Source organism: Streptomyces sp. NPDC090045 (assembly GCF_044747975.1).
Taxonomy (GTDB): Bacteria; Actinomycetota; Actinomycetes; order Streptomycetales; family Streptomycetaceae; genus Streptomyces.
The window spans coordinates 79,455-95,455 of sequence record NZ_JBIVFA010000019.1; the positions used below are offsets into that span (position 1 = coordinate 79,455).

General features: G+C 70.8%; 18 protein-coding genes. 6 read left to right on the forward strand and 12 right to left on the reverse strand.

Features of this window, described 5'->3' with window-relative positions; all coding sequences use genetic code 11:
• Positions 1-284: 284 nt before the first annotated feature.
• The 7 genes from ACIPYQ_RS36010 to ACIPYQ_RS36040 form a co-directional block, all read right to left on the reverse strand.
• Positions 285-785 carry a GNAT family N-acetyltransferase gene (locus ACIPYQ_RS36010; protein ID WP_401258403.1) on the reverse strand — a complete coding sequence of 167 codons (501 nt, stop codon included), beginning with the start codon at positions 783-785 and terminating at the stop codon, positions 285-287.
• 98 nt (positions 786-883) lie between these two features.
• A complete protein-coding gene (gene thpD, locus ACIPYQ_RS36015; protein WP_401258404.1) occupies positions 884-1,786 on the reverse strand; it encodes an ectoine hydroxylase in 903 nt (300 codons plus the stop codon).
• A gap of 61 nt (positions 1,787-1,847) precedes the next feature.
• Positions 1,848-2,255, reverse strand: a complete 408-nt coding sequence (locus ACIPYQ_RS36020; protein WP_401258405.1) for an ectoine synthase — start codon at positions 2,253-2,255, stop codon at positions 1,848-1,850.
• Between the two features lie 35 nt (positions 2,256-2,290).
• Complete coding sequence (gene ectB / locus ACIPYQ_RS36025; RefSeq protein ID WP_401258406.1) at positions 2,291-3,559, reverse strand: diaminobutyrate--2-oxoglutarate transaminase; 1,269 nt, start codon at positions 3,557-3,559, stop codon at positions 2,291-2,293.
• Between the two features lie 56 nt (positions 3,560-3,615).
• The gene (gene ectA / locus ACIPYQ_RS36030; RefSeq protein ID WP_401258407.1) at positions 3,616-4,200 is read right to left on the reverse strand and encodes a diaminobutyrate acetyltransferase; all 585 of its coding nucleotides are present in this window, start codon (positions 4,198-4,200) and stop codon (positions 3,616-3,618) included.
• Between the two features lie 284 nt (positions 4,201-4,484).
• Positions 4,485-5,348, reverse strand: a complete 864-nt coding sequence (locus tag ACIPYQ_RS36035; protein WP_401258408.1) for an NAD(P)H-binding protein — start codon at positions 5,346-5,348, stop codon at positions 4,485-4,487.
• Positions 5,345-5,773: a nuclear transport factor 2 family protein gene (locus ACIPYQ_RS36040; protein ID WP_401258409.1), complete on the reverse strand. Its 429-nt coding sequence runs from the start codon at positions 5,771-5,773 to the stop codon at positions 5,345-5,347. Before ACIPYQ_RS36040 ends, ACIPYQ_RS36035 begins: the two co-directional genes overlap by 4 nt.
• Positions 5,774-5,864: 91 nt before the next feature.
• Between ACIPYQ_RS36040 and ACIPYQ_RS36045 the strand changes: the two genes are divergently transcribed.
• On the forward strand, positions 5,865-6,476 hold the full coding sequence (locus ACIPYQ_RS36045) for a TetR/AcrR family transcriptional regulator (RefSeq protein ID WP_401258411.1): 612 nt from the start codon (positions 5,865-5,867) through the stop codon (positions 6,474-6,476).
• Positions 6,477-6,498: 22 nt separating this feature from the next.
• Here the strand turns inward: ACIPYQ_RS36045 and ACIPYQ_RS36050 are convergent, their stop codons facing one another.
• Positions 6,499-7,233 carry a DJ-1/PfpI family protein gene (locus ACIPYQ_RS36050; RefSeq protein WP_401258491.1) on the reverse strand — a complete coding sequence of 245 codons (735 nt, stop codon included), beginning with the start codon at positions 7,231-7,233 and terminating at the stop codon, positions 6,499-6,501.
• A gap of 388 nt (positions 7,234-7,621) precedes the next feature.
• Here ACIPYQ_RS36050 and ACIPYQ_RS36055 point away from each other — a divergent pair, with 388 nt between their 5' ends.
• Both ACIPYQ_RS36055 and ACIPYQ_RS36060 read left to right on the forward strand, forming a co-directional pair.
• Complete coding sequence (locus ACIPYQ_RS36055; protein WP_401258412.1) at positions 7,622-7,969, forward strand: hypothetical protein; 348 nt, start codon at positions 7,622-7,624, stop codon at positions 7,967-7,969.
• Positions 7,960-9,021 (forward strand): WD40 repeat domain-containing protein, encoded by a 1,062-nt coding sequence (locus ACIPYQ_RS36060; protein WP_401258414.1) that lies wholly within the window; start codon positions 7,960-7,962, stop codon positions 9,019-9,021. The genes ACIPYQ_RS36055 and ACIPYQ_RS36060 overlap by 10 nt, the downstream gene beginning before the upstream one ends.
• A 43-nt stretch (positions 9,022-9,064) precedes the next feature.
• On the opposite strand, the gene ACIPYQ_RS36065 is transcribed toward ACIPYQ_RS36060, so the two are convergent.
• Positions 9,065-10,111, reverse strand: coding sequence for an amino acid ABC transporter permease (locus ACIPYQ_RS36065; RefSeq protein WP_401258415.1), 1,047 nt, complete (start codon positions 10,109-10,111; stop codon positions 9,065-9,067).
• A 665-nt stretch (positions 10,112-10,776) separates the two neighbouring features.
• Here ACIPYQ_RS36065 and ACIPYQ_RS36070 point away from each other — a divergent pair.
• From ACIPYQ_RS36070 to ACIPYQ_RS36080, 3 genes are all read left to right on the forward strand, one after another.
• Positions 10,777-11,934 carry an LLM class flavin-dependent oxidoreductase gene (locus ACIPYQ_RS36070; protein WP_401258416.1) on the forward strand — a complete coding sequence of 386 codons (1,158 nt, stop codon included), beginning with the start codon at positions 10,777-10,779 and terminating at the stop codon, positions 11,932-11,934.
• A gap of 65 nt (positions 11,935-11,999) precedes the next feature.
• Complete coding sequence (locus ACIPYQ_RS36075; protein ID WP_401258417.1) at positions 12,000-12,956, forward strand: ABC transporter substrate-binding protein; 957 nt, start codon at positions 12,000-12,002, stop codon at positions 12,954-12,956.
• A 23-nt stretch (positions 12,957-12,979) separates the two neighbouring features.
• A complete protein-coding gene (locus tag ACIPYQ_RS36080; RefSeq protein ID WP_401258492.1) occupies positions 12,980-13,732 on the forward strand; it encodes an amino acid ABC transporter ATP-binding protein in 753 nt (250 codons plus the stop codon).
• A 145-nt stretch (positions 13,733-13,877) separates the two neighbouring features.
• Here the strand turns inward: ACIPYQ_RS36080 and ACIPYQ_RS36085 are convergent, their stop codons facing one another.
• The 3 genes from ACIPYQ_RS36085 to ACIPYQ_RS36095 form a co-directional block, all read right to left on the reverse strand.
• Positions 13,878-14,987 (reverse strand): ABC transporter substrate-binding protein, encoded by a 1,110-nt coding sequence (locus tag ACIPYQ_RS36085; RefSeq protein ID WP_401258418.1) that lies wholly within the window; start codon positions 14,985-14,987, stop codon positions 13,878-13,880.
• Between the two features lie 262 nt (positions 14,988-15,249).
• A complete protein-coding gene (locus ACIPYQ_RS36090) occupies positions 15,250-15,348 on the reverse strand; it encodes a putative leader peptide (protein ID WP_361755074.1) in 99 nt (32 codons plus the stop codon).
• 143 nt (positions 15,349-15,491) lie between these two features.
• A complete protein-coding gene (locus ACIPYQ_RS36095; RefSeq protein WP_401258420.1) occupies positions 15,492-15,950 on the reverse strand; it encodes an RrF2 family transcriptional regulator in 459 nt (152 codons plus the stop codon).
• Positions 15,951-16,001: the final 51 nt, after the last annotated feature.

Here is a 16,001-nt window from a genome sequence, read left to right on the forward strand (position 1 = left end):
ACCCCTTACGACGCCGACCGTGCCCGATTCACCCGGCAGGCTCTGGCACGCCTCGTCCTCTGCGATCACGCCGTGATCTACGAACGTGAGCAGGGCGGTTCCTGGGCGGAGATCGCCCAGTACCTGGGCCCACGGCGGCGTACGACCCCGCCTGGCCTGCGAGAAGCTCGACCGCTGGGCCTGTCTCCAACGCATGGGGGTCGACGCCGTGAGCTCCGGCTTGGTCATGGCTGCGCCGGAGGAGGAGCTCCCGTCAGCGACCCCCTAGCGGAGTTCGCCGGGACTCACACGGCACGCTCCATGCACACCAGTTGATCCCGATCGTCCCACGACTCGGTGACGGTGAAGCCGAACCGTTCGTACAGGGCGATGGCCGCAGTCCGCCAATTCCACACCGACAGGCGCACGGTGCCCGCGCCGCTCTCGGCAGTATGCGCAAGCGCGGCACCGAGCAGGTCCGACGCTATGCCCCGGCCCCGGAATTCCGGGTCCGTCCAGAGCCTCTTGATCTCCGACCGCCCGTCGGCAGGGGCTGTCACCACCAGACAGCCCACCGTGGCGCTTCCGCTCAGAGCCACCAGCACGACATCGTCCGCGAACGCGCTCCGCGGGTCCGAGATCTCCGCCCGGTAGCGGTCCGGCAGCCCGTCCACATCGGCGACACCCGCACCCTTCTCGGTCTCCGTCTGCAGGTGGTAGGCCGCCAGCAACGCGGCCAGTCCGTCCTCGGCGGAACGAGTCCGGCCTGGCCAGCGGACGACGGAAATCTCGCATGGATCAGTCATGACGTCAGCATCACACGCACAAGCCGGGCTCCTGCCACCACCCGACCCGGCCTGGCAAGTGCCGGGCCGGGTCGGGGGAGGTCGGGCGGGCGGGAGCGTCAGCCCACCGGGGTGAAGTCCTGCGAGGCGATGTACGCGGGGCGGCGCACCGGGGCGGCGAAGGGCTTCGACGGGCGGTTCTCGACGCTGTTGAAGACGAGGAACACGTTGCTGCGCGGGTAGGGCGTGATGTTGTCGCCCGAGCCGTGCATCGCGTTGCAGTCGAACCAGGTGGCCGAACCCGCGTTGCCCGTGAAGAGCCTGATGCCGCAGGCCGAGGCGAACTTCGTGAGCGCCTCGTCCGACGGGGTGCCGGCGTCCTGCATCTGGAGGGACTTCTTGTAGTTGTCCTTCGGCGTCGCGCCGGCGCAGCCCAGGAAGCTCCGGTGGGAGCCGGGCATGATCATCAGGCCGCCGTTGGTGGCGTGGTTCGGTGTCAGCGCGATGGACACCGACACGGTGCGCATGTGCGGCAGGCCGTCCTCGGCGTGCCAGGTCTCGAAGTCGGAGTGCCAGTAGAAGCCGCTGGCGCCGAACCCGGGCTTGACGTTGATGCGGGACTGGTGCACGTACACCTCGGAGCCCAGGATCTGCCGCGCGCGTCCCACGACGCGCGGATCGGCGGCGAGGGCCGCGAACACCTCGCTGATCCGGTGGACCTCGAAGACGGAGCGTACTTCGCGGGACTTCGGCTCCACGATCGACCGGTCGTCGGCCAGCGTCGAGGGGTCGCGCAGCAGCCGGTCCATCTCGTCCCGGTAGACGGCCACCTCGTCGGGCGTGATGAGTTCGTCGACGGACAGGAAACCGTCGCGCTCGAAGCTCTCCAGCTCGTGGGCCCACATCGGGCCCGCGGTGCCGGGATCGGACCAGACGACGGGGTCCGCGCGGCCGATGAGCACCTCCTCGGAACCCCGGGTCGGATACAGGTCGTTCACGGTGCGGGTGGATGCGTAGGTCATGGTGGTGCCTGCCTCTCCTCTCTCTGCGTTTCGTACGTCCGTACGCCTGTAGGTCCGTACGTCAGCTGTGCTGGTCGGGCTCGGTGAGCAGCGGGTACACACCGTTCGCGTCGTGGTCCTCCCGGCCGGTCACGGGCGGGTTGAAGACACACAGGCAGCGGAACTCGTGCTTCACGCGCAGGGTGTGCCGCTCGTGGCCGTCGAGGAGGTACATGGTTCCCGGCGTGATCGTGTACGTCCGGCCGGTCTCCTCGTCCGTGAGCTCGGCCTCGCCCTCCGTGCAGACCACGGCCTCCACGTGGTTCGCGTACCACATGGACGTGTCGGTGCCGGCGTACAGGACGGTCTCGTGCAGGGAGAAGCCGACGCGTTCCCCGGCCAGGACGATGCGCTTGCTCTCCCAGGTGCCGGACGCGGCCCGGACGTGGCGGTCGGTTCCCTCGATGTCCCGGAACGAGCGGACGATCATGGTGGTGCCCTTCGTGGTGTGTGCGGGGGTGCTGGTCAGGCGGCTTCGCGGAGGGAGCGGGCGAGGAGGGCGAGGCCCTCCTCGAGCTCGTCGCCGGTGACCGTGAGCGGCGGGAGCAGCTTCACGACCTCGCCCTCGGGCCCCGAGGTCTCGACGAGGAGGCCGTGCTCGAAGGCCCTCCGGCACACCTCCGCGGCGTGCTCCTTCCGGGGGAACTCGATGCCCCAGGCCAGGCCACGGCCCCGGTACGTCGCGCCCAGCCGGCTGTGCTCGGCGCACAGTTCGCGCAGCGCGCTCTCGACACGCGCGCCCAGGACGAGGGTCCGTTCGCGCAGGGTGTTGTCGCCCCAGTACGTCTCCAGGGCGGCGGTCGCGGTGACGAAGGCCGGGTTGTTCCCGCGGAAGGTGCCGTTGTGCTCGCCCGGCTCCCACAGGTCCAGTTCGGGCTTGAACAGGCACAGGGACATGGGGAGTCCGTAGCCGCTGATGGACTTGGACAGCGTGACGATGTCGGGCGTGATGCCCGCCTCCTCGAAGGAGAAGAAGTCGCCGGTCCGGCCGCAGCCCATCTGGATGTCGTCGACGATCAGCAGCATGTCGCGGCGGCGGCACAGGTCCGCGAGGGCGCGGAGCCATTCCGCGCGGGCCACGTTGATCCCGCCCTCGCCCTGGATCGTCTCGACGATGACCGCCGCCGGATGGTTCAGGCCGGAGCCCTGGTCCTCCAGGAGGCGCTCGAACCAGAGGAAGTCGGGGGTCCTGCCGCCGAGGTAGTTGTCGAAGGGCATCGGCGTGCCGTGGACCAGGGGGATGCCGGCGCCGGCCCGTTTGAAGGCGTTGCCCGTGACGGCGAGAGAGCCGAGCGACATGCCGTGGAAGGCGTTGGTGAAGGACACGACCGACTCGCGGCCCTTGACCTTGCGGGCCAGCTTGAGGGCCGCTTCGACGGCGTTGGTTCCGGTGGGGCCCGGGAACATCACCTTGTAGGGCAGTGCGCGGGGTTCGAGGACGTGGGACCGGAAGGTCTCGAGGAAGGCCCTCTTGGCGGTGGTCGACATGTCGAGGGCGTGCGTGATGCCGTCCCGCTCCAGGTAGTCGAGCAGGGCCCGCTTGAGGACGGGGTTGTTGTGGCCGTAGTTCAGGGACCCGGCGCCCGCGAAGAAGTCCAGGTAGCCGCGGCCGTGTTCGTCGTACAACCGGCTTCCCGTGGCGCGCTCGAAGACCACGGGCCAGGCGCGGCAGTAGCTGCGCACCTCGGATTCGACGGTCTCGAAGACGGACAGGACCGGCTCGGTCATGGTCAAGACAGCTCTCCAATGAGTGCGGGGTGTGGGGGGTGTTCGGTACGGGGTGGCCCGGATCAGAAGTGCAGTGGGCGGATGCGGTGCAGGACCTCTGGGGCGTGTCCGCCGTCCGGGAACTCTTCTGCGGCGAACAGCACTTCGCGCGTGAGCGTGGCGCCGTGCCGCTCCGCGTAGGAGGCGAACAGCCGCTCCGACGCGCGGTTTCCGGGAGAGATGGTGGTCTCCAGGGAGCTCAATCCGTGTTCCGCCGCGACACGGGCGGAGAGGCCGTCGAGCAGGGCCCCGGCGATTCCCAGGCCGCGGACGGACTCGTCGACGGCGATCTGCCAGACGAGCAGCGTTCCGGGGCTGTCGGGCCGCAGGTATCCGCTGACGAATCCGACGGCACGCCCGGCCCGGTCGCGGGCCACCGCGGAGGTGCCGGCGAAGTCGCGGCACCAGAGGAGGTAGCTGTAGGCCGAGTTGAGGTCGAGCGTCCGGGAGTCGCGGGCGAGGCGCCACAGCAGGGCGCCGTCACCTGGGCGGGGGCGGTCGACGTGTGTGGTCGAGGCGGTCGAGGTGGTCGGAGTCGGGGTCTGAGTCGGAGTCGGAGGGGGCGGCGGGGTCTTCCTGTATCGGGCCAGTTCTGCATGAGCAGTCATGCGGGCCGAAGTTACCCAGGACCGGATCAGATTGCATGGGCCTGAGGGGTTACGAAGGCGGGATGCCCCGTGATATTTGCAGATGCCATCCCGGGGTCGCGAAACGCGAGTGGCACGCCCGCATTGTGGTGGAAAATGCTGATATTTTCACCGCACCCCCGCGTTTATAACGAGCGGATAACGTCTTTGCTCTGTCTCATATGTGCCACTTAAATGTGACGCCTTCGTCGGCCTGTCAGGGGTTTTGCTCGCAGCTGCGCGGTCATACGCGAGGGTTGCGGATGTCAGGTGTGTGCCAGTTCCCTTTCCGCGACCACCCGGAAGGGGTTCGGCGGGCGGCCGGTGAGGCGTTGGACGGTGTCGGTGGTCCGGTCCTCGGCCCCCTCGGCGATGGCGCGGTCCATGGAGGCCAGCATGGCGGCGAACTCCGGCGGTATCGCGGCGGCCAGCCGGTCGCGCATGTCCTCGTAGGTCAGGGGGTGGTGGACCACGGGGCGGCCGGTGACCCGGGTGACGATCCTGGCGACGTCGTCGTGGCTGAGCGCCTCGGGCCCGGTCAGGATCAGGTCGGCGTTGGGTGCCAGGTCGTCCGTCAGGGCGCGTACGGCGACGGCGGCGATGTCGTCGGCGTCGACGAAACCGACCCGGCCGGTCCCGGACGCCGTCCGGATGACCCCGTCGTCGCGGATGCTGTCGGCGTGGGTGTGCGTGCCGGTGAAGTTCTGCATGAACCAGGACGGCCGCAGGACCGCCCACTGCTCGAACAGGCCGGGCAGGGCCCGGTGCACCACTCCCACGGCCGGTCCGCCTTCGGGGATGGCGGAGGAGCTGAGGAGAACGGCGCGGCGAACGCCGGCGGCGCGGGCCTCCCGGAGGAAGGGCAGCATGACCGCGGCGGGATCCGGCTCGCCGACGGGCGGAACGAGGTAGGCGCGGTCGGCTCCGTCGAGGGCGCCGCCGAAGGTGCTGGGGTCGTACCAGTCGAAGCGGACCGGCTCCGCACCCGGGAGCGGGGTGGCGCGACGGCCGGCGGCCTTGACGCGGTGGCCGGCGGCGATCAGCTGCGCGGCGGTCCGGCTGCCGGTGGTGCCGGTGGCGCCGATGACCAGGGTGGTTCCGCTGGTTCCGCTGTTTCCGTTGGGGGTCATTGGGCACTGCTCCCCGTGAAGTCCGTCGCCGGCGTCTGGGCGGCGAGGGGGTTCCAGTAGTCGCGGTACGAGGTGAAGCGTCCGTCCTGGACGGTCACGACGGCGATGTACCTCATGTCGAACGGGCCGTCCGTGGCGACCAGGCGGCCCACACCGCGCATCTCGACCGCGATGGTCCCCGGGTCGGTGCTCTCGAGGATCCGTACGTCGGGAAAGTCGTGCAGGTCGATGTGGTCGGGGTAGTCGCGCATGTAGGCGGCGATGGCTTCCCTGCCCTCCAGTCGTTCGGGCCAGCCCGGGGGAGCGAAGGGGAACTCCATCACGCCGTCGTCGGCCCACAGGCCGACCCAGCCGGGAATGTCCTTGGCCAGCAGCAGGCGGAGGCTGTGGCGGTACAGGTCCGCCGGTGCGGTGGTCGTGGGCATGGGTGCTCCGTCCCGTACGATACGGACCAGCGGTCCGCTTCTTCCGTGAACGATACGGACCGTCGGTCCGCATCGCAACCGGAGGCTCTCGATGACCGAACAGCGCAGCCCGCGCAAGGACGCGGCCCGTAACCGGGCGGCCGTCTTCGCCGCCGCCGACGCCCTCTTCGCCCACTGCGACAGCCCCGAGGACGTGACCATGGCCGACATCGCCGCAGCGGCCGGCGTCGGCAAGGGGACGCTCTTCCGCGCCTTCGGCGACCGCACCGGGCTGATCGGCGCGCTGTACGAGGCGCGGCTCGAACCGATCAGGCAGGCCGTCGAAGACGGTCCGGCGCCGCTGGGGCCCGCCACCCCGCCGCTCCAGCGCGTGCCCGCGCTGCTGGACGCCGTCCTGTGCTTCAAGCTCGACAACCGCCACCTCGCCCAGGCCCTGGAGGGAACCGGCGCGGACAGCCCCTACCGCACCGCGCACTACGAGCGGTGGCACACCCTGCTCCGGGATCTGCTGGAACAGATCCCGGGCCCGGCCGACACCGGCTTCACCGCCCACGTGCTGCTCGCCGCCACCCGGGCCGACCTCGTCGCCTACCTGGCCGGCGACAAGGGCGTGCCCCGCGAGGAACTGCGCGAGCAGCTGGCCGAGTTCACCGCCGGGATCCTCGACACCCGCACACGACGAGGAGCGGCCGACGAACGATGACGCCGAGCCCCCGGCGCCGTGCCTACCGGGACCACACCGTGCCGCGGGCCTCGTACTCCAGCATGGCCTCCAGGCTGCTCGCCGCGTCGGGGCCCAGTTCGCGGCGGACGAGCCACAGGGCGAGCTCCAGACCCGAGGTGATGCCTCCCGCCGTCACCAGATCGCCGTCGTCCACGACGCGCGCGTTCTTCAGCACGCCGCCCTGCCGCTCCAGGTCCGGGCGCGCCTTGTGGTGGGTGGTGCAGGGGCGCCCGCGGGTGAGTCCCGCGGCGGACAGCAGCATGACTCCCGTGCACAGCGCGGCGAGGGTGAGCCCCGGGCGGGGCGCGGCCCCCAGTGCGCGCGGGAGGGTGCCGCGCCGGATCTCGGCCCATACGCCGGGGGCGTCGGGGCGGGCGTAGCCGCCGCCCGGGACCACGACGATGTCGGCCTGCTCCGGGGCCCAGCCGTGCTCGACGCCGATCCGGGTTCCGTACGCGGCCCGGACGAAACCGGGGCGCGAGGCCGTGACGTACCGGACCTCGACCGGCCGGTCCGTGAAGAAGCGGGCGGCCGAGAAGACCTCGTACGGGGCGACGAAGTCGAGTTCCTCCACCCCGTCGAACACGACGATGTGCACCCTCAGGGGTGTACCCGCACCGGCAGCGCCGCTCTCGGCCGCGGAGGCGGTCGGGCCGGCGCCGAGTCCGGCGACTCCCGCCACCGCCCCGGTCGCGCCGAGGGCGGTCGAGGCTCGCAGCAGGTCCCGTCGGTTCAGGCTCATTTCATCTCTCCTCGGTGGGGTGCGGACGGATTCGGGCGGGCCGAGGCCCCTTCGAAGGGGTCGACGGCGCCGGCGCGCGAGTTCCCCGAGGAGCGTGTGGCGTGCCGCACCACACGACATCGCCCGCCGGTCCGGCTCCTCCCCGGCCGAGCGGTTCTCCCCAATGCCCGGCGGGCGTACCGATCCACCCCTTACCCTCACTGGTCCGGCACCGGCAGCGGCGGCGAAGGGTGGGACCGGGGCGTTGCGGGTCTTGTGCGTACACGGAATGGCGCAGCAACTGCGCGGTGAGGAAGACCTGCTCGCCGAGTGACTGCCCGCCCTGAGGGACGGCCTCGCTCGTGCCGGGGCCGCGGGGCTGGCCGCAGACGGAGAGGTCGGCATGGCCTTCTACGGCGACCTCTTCCGTCCGGCGGGCGAGCTGCTGGCGGTGGGCGAACCCGTCTACCGCGCCGCAGACGTGGCGGAGGGGTTCGAAAGCGAGCTGCTCCTGGCCTGGTGGAAGGCTGCCGCCGCGGCCGACCCGGCCGTCGTCGCACCGGGAGCCGACACCCTGGTGCGCACCCCTCGCATGGCCCAGACCGCGCTCCTCGCCCTGAGCGCTTCGCCGTTCATGACCGGGCTCGCCCTGCGCGCGATGGTCGGCGACCTGAAGCAGGTGCGCGGCTATCTGCTGGATCCGGCCACGCGCCTGAAGGCCCGTCGGTCGACGGCATTTCCGTGGCGGTGACCTCCGGATACGGCGAGACCCCGGTGTGGGACCTCCGCGGGGGCCCCGACCTGTCGGAGCCCGTCGTCGGCCCGACGCATCCGATCGCCGCCACCGCGACCGGAAGGCTGGACGGAGACCCGGTGGCCATCACCGTCGGCGGCGACGACTGGGACGACGGCTGGCACACGGGTGAGGTGCGGCTGTGGAACCTGCGCGACGGGAGCACGATCGCGGACATCGACGGGCACGGGTGGCCGGTGCAGCACGTCGCCCTCACCCGGCCGCCCCCGGGTTCCGGGCCGTCCCTTCTGGCCCTCACCGTGGCGCGCCACCACGTCTACCCGCAGATGCGCGTATGGGATGCCTCCACCCGGACAGGACACGAGCTTCACGGACCGGTCGCGGCGAACCTCCGGGGCCTCGCCGACGTCGGCCGGACGGTCGCGGTCTTCGTCCGGGAACGGCCCGGCCCTCGCCATCGCGTCGTCCTGTGGGACGTGGCGGGGGACCGGGAGTTCGCCGGCTTCGACCTCGGCGCCGGGACGGTGGCGGTCGCACCGGTCCATGACGCACCCGTCCTCCTTACGGCGCGGCGCGCCCCGCAGGCGGGGGAGGCGGACCGGTACGTGCTGACGGTGTGGGACCTGTGCACGCGGAAACCTCGTGCGGAACACCCCCTGGCCCGCCACCGGCGCGTCCTGCGCCTGGAGGCGGCCGTCGTGGACGGGGTGCCTTCGGCGGTGGTGGTCCACGGAGGCGGGCACGTAGCGGTCGTGGACCTCCACGACGGACGGTGCACCGCCTCGTTCGAAGCCGGGGACCCCTTGGAGTTCCTGTCCTGTACGAGCTCTCGGGGAGAGTCCCTCGCCGCGGCCGTCACGACGGGAGACCGGCAGACCATCGAGATCCGGGACCTGCGGTCGGGAGCCCTGCGCGAGGCGTTCCCGACTTCCCATCCGGTCACCAGTCTCACGTTCGATCCCGGCGGAGCCCTGGTGATCGCGGCCGACCGGGAGATCCTCGTACTGGACGTCATCGGACGTGACCCTCACCGGTGGGTGAGGGGTTAGCGTCACCGGCCCCCACCCGGCGCCCTGATCCGCAGCGGTCGCGCTATCGCCCGCCGGGGGCGGTCAGGGTGTGCAGTCGGGCGCGCAGGGCGGTGAGCCGGACGCGCAGCCGCTGCGGAGGCGTGGGCGGCAGGCCGCGGGACGTGCCGCGCGCGTAGTACCGCTCGACGTAGTACTGGCCCCCGCTCAGCACGGTCGTGACGGCGACGTACCAGAGGGTGGCGACCATCAGCAGCGGGATGACCTGGTAGTTCTGGTTGTAGACCAACTGCACCGAGTACAGCAGGTCGTGTACGGCCAGCACGCTGACGATGCTGGTGCCCTTGAGCGTGCCGATCAGCATGTTCCCGGCGGTCGGCACGATCGACCGCATCGCCTGGGGAACGACGATCCGGCGCAGGGTGCGGCGCCTGCTCAGGCCCAGCGCCTGCGCGGCCTCGGTCTGGCCGGGATCCACGGAGAGGATGCCGCCGCGCACCACCTCGGCGGCGTACGCGGACTCGTGCAGGGTCAGGCCGATGGCGGCGGTGAGGGTCGGTCCGAGCAGGTTCACCGTCTTGACGGTGAAGAGCTGGGGGCCGTACGGGATGCCAAGGCCCAGCGTCGGGTACAGGGCGCCGATGTTGAACCAGAAAAGCAGCTGCACCAGCAGCGGTGTGGACCGGAAGATCCACACGTAGCCCCAACTCAGCGTCCTGAGAACCGGATTGGCGGAGAGCCGCATCACCGCCAGCACGGTGCCGAACAGGAAGCCGAGCACCATCACCGCACCGGTCAGCCACAGCGTCAGCAGGAGCCCGTCGAGCACGGCGGCCGTGGTGAAGTACCGCCCCACCACGTCCCATTGGAAGGCCTCGTTGCGGACGACCGAGGCGAGCACCATCGCGAAGACCAGCAGTGCGGCGGCAGCGGACAGCCGCAGGCCGATGCGCCGGCGCGGCACGATCGGCGGCAGCCCGGCACCGGAAGTGCCGTGCGCCCCCGCGTGTTTCGCCGGCGGGTCGGCCGCCCCGGCGCGAGCGGCGACGGGGTCGGAGACGGCGGAGACGGCGACGTCGGAGGCATCGGAGATGTCGGGCGGGGTGGCCATGGGAGGCTCTCCAGGGGAGGGGCGCGGGCGTGGACGACCACCCGGCGGCACGGCGCGCGGAAGCACGGCGCGGGCTCCGTACGGATACGGCGCCGCCGGAAACGGGTACTCGTGTCGTCACGCTCGCCGCGTCCCTCAACGCGGGCGGAGGGGCTCCCGTAGGGCCGGAGCCGCTCCGACCTCGATCGTATGTGCCCATGGCCCGGCCGTGTCAACCACGCGAGGCCGGGCCGGCCGAGGCCGTCCGCCATCCGGGCCGTTGCTTGACGAAGAGCAGCATGTACTGCTCAAGTAGTCGCATGAATGCCCATCAGCGCTTGGTCTCGCGCGACTACATCGACTTCGGTCGGGTGTGGTCCGCGGCGTGTTGCGCCTGACGCGGCAGCGGGCTGTCTGATCGGCCCTTCCCTCCCTCGGTGACCCCGTCGCGGGCCGAGATCCTCCTTCGCGCCACCACCGGGCGCGGGCAGCCACCCGTACCAGGGCGCGCTGCTTGCGAGCCCGGGCGCGCGCTGCCGCCGCTGCGATCCTCCCTACGCCCCGCGTCGTCACGCCAGCACCGCCCCGCACGTGCGGATTTGACGTCCCATCAATCTTCGCTGCAGCACGGGCTGTTCCGCCCTGCCCGCGTGCACGATCCACCGCCCGTTCCGAAAGGCCACCCCATGCCCGTGGAATTCCTCGGCATCGCCGCGACCAACGACGGCTCCGAAACCACCGCGCGATCCGGCGCAGCCTTCGACAAGGAGTACACGCTCCGGCTCGCCCGGGCGCACGAGGACCACGGCTGGGACCGTGTGCTCTTCGCCTACGGCTCCGGATCCCCGGACCCCGCGCCGGCGGCCGCGTACATCGCGAGCAGACTGGACCACCTCCAGATCCTGCTCGCCCACCGGCCCAACGTCTCGTACCCCACCTACGCCGCCAAGACCTTCGCCACCCTGGACCAGATCAGCGGCGGCCGCCTGACCGTCCACTTCATCACCGGCGGCAACGACCACGAACAGGGCCGCGAGGGCGACATCCTCACCAAGGACGAGCGCTACGCCCGCACCCGCGAGTACATCCGGATCGTCAAGAAGATCTGGACCACCCGCGAGTCCTTCGACCACGAGGGCGCGCACTACCGCTTCCACGACTTCGTCAGCGATGTCTTCCCCGTCCAGCAGCCGCGCCCCGACGTCTCGTTCGGCGGTTCCTCACCCGCCGCGTACGCCGCCGGCGGCGCGGAGGCCGACATCTACTGCCTGTGGGGCGAACCGCTCGCGAAGACCGCCGAGCAGATCGAGGCCGTCAAGGCGGCCGCGAAGGCAGCGGGCCGCACCGACGTGCCCCGCATCCAGGTCGCGTTCCGCCCGATCATCGCCCCGACCGAGGAACTGGCCTGGGAGAAGGCCCACCGCACGGTGGGCGCCATCAAGCAGCGGCGGCAGGCGGGCCTCGTACGCCATCACCGCAACGGCGTGCCGGAGGCCGCGGCGCCCCAGAACACCGGATCACAGCGGCTGATCGCCATAGCCGAGGCGGGGGAGCGCTACGACAGGGCGCTGTGGACCCCGACGGCCGCCGTCACCGGCGGCGCCGGCAACTCCAACGCGCTGGTCGGCACCCCCGAGACGGTCGCCCAGGCACTGCTGGACTACTACGACCTCGGCGTCGACGTCCTTTCGGCCCGCGGCTACGACCTGCTGGGCGACGCCGTCGACTTCGGCCGGCACGTGATCCCGCTCGTCCGGGAGGAGGTCGCGAAGCGCGACGCGGAGCGCGAAGCCGCCCGTACGGCACACGACCCCCACCAGACCCTCGCGGCGGCGCGCGGGTGACCGACCTCATCGACCCGCACACCCCACCTCGGCGCCATGCCCCGCAACGGAAAGGCCTTCCCGCTGTGAACCTCCCCGGGAACGGGATCCGCACCCGCCTGAGCACAGCCGCCGCCCTCGCCCTCCTGCCCCTCCTGGCGCTGACCGCCTGCGGCTCGGGCGCCGGAACCCCGGCCGCGGCGGGTGCCCAGGTGTCCCCGCAGGCCGGCGACCCCGTCGCCGCCGTACGGACCGTGGACTCGATCGCCGCACTGCTGCCCGCCGACGTCCGCAAGGCGGGCACCCTGCGGGTCGGCAGCTCCGTCGGATCGCCTCCCGCGGCGTACTACCCGAACGGGCAGGACAAGCCGCCCGCCGGCCAGGACATCGACATCGCCGACGCGGTGGCCAAGGTCCTCGGCGTGAAGCTGCAGCGCCAGGACGCCTCCTTCGAGACGATCCTGCCCGCTCTCGGCAGCGGCAAGTACGACTTCGGCACGGGCAACTTCGGCGTCACCACCGAACGCCTGAAGACCATCGACTTCGTCACCTACATCAACGACGGGCAGGGGTTCGCCGTCAAGACGGGCAGTACCACCCTGACCACGCAGGTCTCCGACCTCACCCAGCTGTGCGGACTGACCATCGGCACCGGCGCGGGTACGACGTTCGAGAAGACCCTCACCGCCCAGCGCGGCGTCTGCGCCGCAGCCGGAAAGAAGCCGTACGAGGTCAAGGTCTTCTCCGAGACCGGGGCCGTCACCACCGCCCTGCAGCAGGGCCGGATCGACGTCGTCATGTCGACGATCAACGGCCTGCGCCACCAGGCCGCACAGCCCGCCGCGCAGACCGCCTTCCTCGGCGAGTACCACCGCCTCGACGTCGGCTTCGCCTTCAAGAAGGGCTCCCCGCTCGCTCCCGCCCTCCAGGCCGCCGTCAACGAGCTGATCAGGAACGGCACTTACGCGCGGATCCTGGCGAAGTGGGGCACCACCGCCTCGGCGATCGACACCTCGCAGATCAACCCGGCCGAGCACACGTGAGAGGAGAGCCCGTGAGCGACGTCATGGTCGACGTGCGCGGCGTCCACAAGAGCTTCGGACCGCTGGAAGTGCTGCGCGGCGTCGACCTGAAGGTCCACGCCGGCGAAGTCACCGTGATCCTCGGCCCCTCCGGCTCGGGAAAGTCCACGCTGCTGCGCACCATCAACCACTTGGAGAAGGTCAACCGCGGCTGGATCAGCGTCGACGGCGACCTCATCGGCTACCGCAACTCCCGCGGCAAACTGTACGAGCTGAAGGAGCGGGAAGTTCTGCGGCAGCGCACCCGTATCGGGTTCGTCTTCCAGAACTTCAACCTCTTCCCGCACCTCACCGTGCTGGACAATCTCGTCGAGGCCCCGGTCTCCGTGCTGCGCCGCCCGCGGCAGGAGGCGGAGGGGACGGCCCGCCGGCTGCTGGAGCGCGTCGGCCTCTCCGACAAGGCCGGCGCCTATCCGCTGCAGTTGTCCGGCGGGCAGCAGCAGCGCGTGGCCATCGCCCGCGCGCTCGCCCTCGAACCCAAGGTGCTGCTCTTCGACGAGCCGACCTCGGCACTCGACCCGGAGCTGGTCGGCGAGGTCCTCGACGTCATCAAGGACCTCGCCCGCGCCGGAACCACCATGATCGTCGTGACGCACGAGATCGGCTTCGCCCGCGAGGTCGCCGACACCGTCGTGTTCATGGACGGCGGAGCCGTCGTCGAGCAGGGGCCGCCCGCGGCCGTCCTGGACGACCCGCGGCACGCCCGCACCCGCGCCTTCCTCTCCAAGGTCCTCTGACCGTGCGCGTTCCCCGACGCGGGAAGGGGGCGTGCTCCCGGAGCATCGGCGCCGGACGGCCGCCGCGGGTCCCGATGGACCCGCGGACGGTTCGCCGGCGCCGCCCATCAGCTTGGGCCTCCGGGGAACCGGAAGGCCTGCGCGCCTACTTGGCGCCGAGACCGGCGTCGGAGACCTCGGGCTTGCCGGCGGCCTTGAGGACCTTGTTCAGGAGCGTCAGGTCGTAGATGCCGGCCAGGTCGGGCTGCTCGATGAGCTTGGCCTTGACCGCCCAGTCCGACTGGGTCTTCAGCGTCGAGGCCAGCGGGTCGTCCGTGACCGTGAAGCTCGGCCACGCGGGGTCGATGACCTTCGCGTCGAGGGGCTTGCCGCCCTCCGCCTCCAGCTTGGCGTTGGCGGAGGCCTTCGCCTTGTCCTGGTTGGCGTGGATCCAGTCGTTGGTCTTCACCGTGCCGCGCAGGACGGCTTCGACCACGTCCGGGTGCTCCTTGAGGAACTTCTGCGACACGATGATGTTCGTGATCACGAACTTCTTGTCGGGCCACAGGGCGGTCTCGTCGAGGAGGACGGAGCCGCCGTCGGAGACGAGCTTGGAGGCCGTGGGCTCCGGCACCCAGGCGCCGTCGATGGAGCCCTGCTTGAAGGCATCGGGGGTGACCTTGTTGTCCGTGCGGACGACGGAGACGTCACCCTTGCCGGACTCCGGGTCGACCTTCCAGCCCTTCTCGGAGATCCAGTTGAGGAACGCGACGTCCTGCGTGTTCCCCTTCTGCGGGGTGGCGATCTTCTTGCCCTTGAGGTCGTCCAGGGTCTTGATCTTGTCCGGGTTCACGACCAGCTTCACGCCGCCCGAGGCGGAGCCGGAGATGATCCGCAGGTTCGAACCCTTGGACTTCACATAGCCGTTGATCGACGGGGAGGGGCCGATGAAGCCGATGTCGAGAGAGCCGCCGTTGAGGGCTTCGATCTCGGACGGACCGGCGTTGAAGGACTGCGGCTTGATCTTGGTGCCGTTCAGTTCCTTCTCGATCAGGCCCTCCTGCAGGCCGACCAGCGCGGTCGCGTGCGTCAGGTTCGGGAAGTAGCCGATCCGCACCTCGGAGGCCGACAACTTCTTGCCGTCGGTGGCCGCGACGTTGGCCTTGTCGTCCTCCTTCTTCGCCGCGGAACCGTAGCCGCAGGCGGTGAGCAGGAGGGGAAGGGTCGCGGTGACGGCGATGGCGCGCAGGGCGGTGAGCGGTCTTGCGGCAGACACGGAGGTGTCCTTTCACGGGATGGTGTTCGGCGAGGTACGGGGACGGAGACGGGGCGACGCGAGACCATCGGCGCACACGGAAGTCACTCCCGGCCGTCGCTCGCGGTGTCGCGGTCGCAGACCGGGGAAGGAACAGCGGGCACCCGCGCTCGAAGGCACGCGGTCGGTGGGTTCGGCCGAGGGGCCCGCCCGGCCGACGGAGAGCGGAGCGGGGCAGCGCCCGGTGGTGACCTGCGTGGGGAGCCAGGCCCGGCGCATGGTGTCAGCCGGGCAGACAGATGGCGCTGGACGTACGGACCAGGTCGATGTGCCGGCGGGAGGTCAAGGGCAGCATCCGGCCTGCGTGGTGCAGCGTGCGCACGGCCACCTCCCTGGATTCCTAGTTTTCCCACCTGGTTGGTAGGCATATTGGCAGAGGCGGAGACCCGCCCCAAGAGGCTGACCGCATGCTGGACGCAGAAATCTCGATATCCGAGAACGCGCAGGTGGGGCGGGGGTGCGGAGTTAGGGATTGGTCCAGGCGCCGGGGGTGTCGGCCAGTGCCGATACCTCGGTGGGCAGTTCGGACGAAGCGACGTCGGCGAGCGTCACACCGTCGAGGATCTCGCGCACATTGGCCCGCAGCGCGATCCACAGGGGGAGCAGCGCCTGGGCGGGTCCGGTGTAGGACAGGTCCGGTGGGCGGACCCCGCGCACCGAGACGAGCGGCCCGTCCACGACGCGGATCACGTCCGCGATGCTGATGGACCCGGCGGGCTTGGCCAGCCGGTAGCCGCCGTTGCCGCCCCGCTGGCTGAGCACGAGCCCGCCCCGGCGCATGTCGTTCAGGATGCCTTCGAGGAACTTGTGCGGGATGTCCTGGGCGTCGGCGATGGCCTCCGCCTTCACCGGCCCGTCGTCCTGCGACGCGGCAAGCTGCAGCGCGGCACGTACCGCATAGTCCGCCCTGGCTGAGATCCGCATACGGCCATTATCTGGCATGGCGGCGGCCGGTGTCCGCCACGGGTGGCGGCC

Excerpts from the sequence above, each read along its gene's own strand:
- ACIPYQ_RS36010 (WP_401258403.1), bottom strand. The coding sequence starts at position 785 with ATGACTGATCCATGCGAGATTTCCGTCGTCCGCTGGCCAGGCCGGACT.
- thpD (WP_401258404.1), bottom strand. The coding sequence starts at position 1,786 with ATGACCTACGCATCCACCCGCACCGTGAACGACCTGTATCCGACCCGG.
- ACIPYQ_RS36020 (WP_401258405.1), bottom strand. The coding sequence starts at position 2,255 with ATGATCGTCCGCTCGTTCCGGGACATCGAGGGAACCGACCGCCACGTC.
- ectA (WP_401258407.1), bottom strand. The coding sequence starts at position 4,200 with ATGACTGCTCATGCAGAACTGGCCCGATACAGGAAGACCCCGCCGCCC.
- ACIPYQ_RS36035 (WP_401258408.1), bottom strand. The coding sequence starts at position 5,348 with ATGACCCCCAACGGAAACAGCGGAACCAGCGGAACCACCCTGGTCATC.
- ACIPYQ_RS36040 (WP_401258409.1), bottom strand. The coding sequence starts at position 5,773 with ATGCCCACGACCACCGCACCGGCGGACCTGTACCGCCACAGCCTCCGC.
- ACIPYQ_RS36045 (WP_401258411.1), top strand. The coding sequence starts at position 5,865 with ATGACCGAACAGCGCAGCCCGCGCAAGGACGCGGCCCGTAACCGGGCG.
- ACIPYQ_RS36055 (WP_401258412.1), top strand. The coding sequence starts at position 7,622 with ATGGCCTTCTACGGCGACCTCTTCCGTCCGGCGGGCGAGCTGCTGGCG.
- ACIPYQ_RS36065 (WP_401258415.1), bottom strand. The coding sequence starts at position 10,111 with ATGGCCACCCCGCCCGACATCTCCGATGCCTCCGACGTCGCCGTCTCC.
- ACIPYQ_RS36070 (WP_401258416.1), top strand. The coding sequence starts at position 10,777 with ATGCCCGTGGAATTCCTCGGCATCGCCGCGACCAACGACGGCTCCGAA.
- ACIPYQ_RS36080 (WP_401258492.1), top strand. The coding sequence starts at position 12,980 with ATGGTCGACGTGCGCGGCGTCCACAAGAGCTTCGGACCGCTGGAAGTG.
- ACIPYQ_RS36095 (WP_401258420.1), bottom strand. The coding sequence starts at position 15,950 with ATGCGGATCTCAGCCAGGGCGGACTATGCGGTACGTGCCGCGCTGCAG.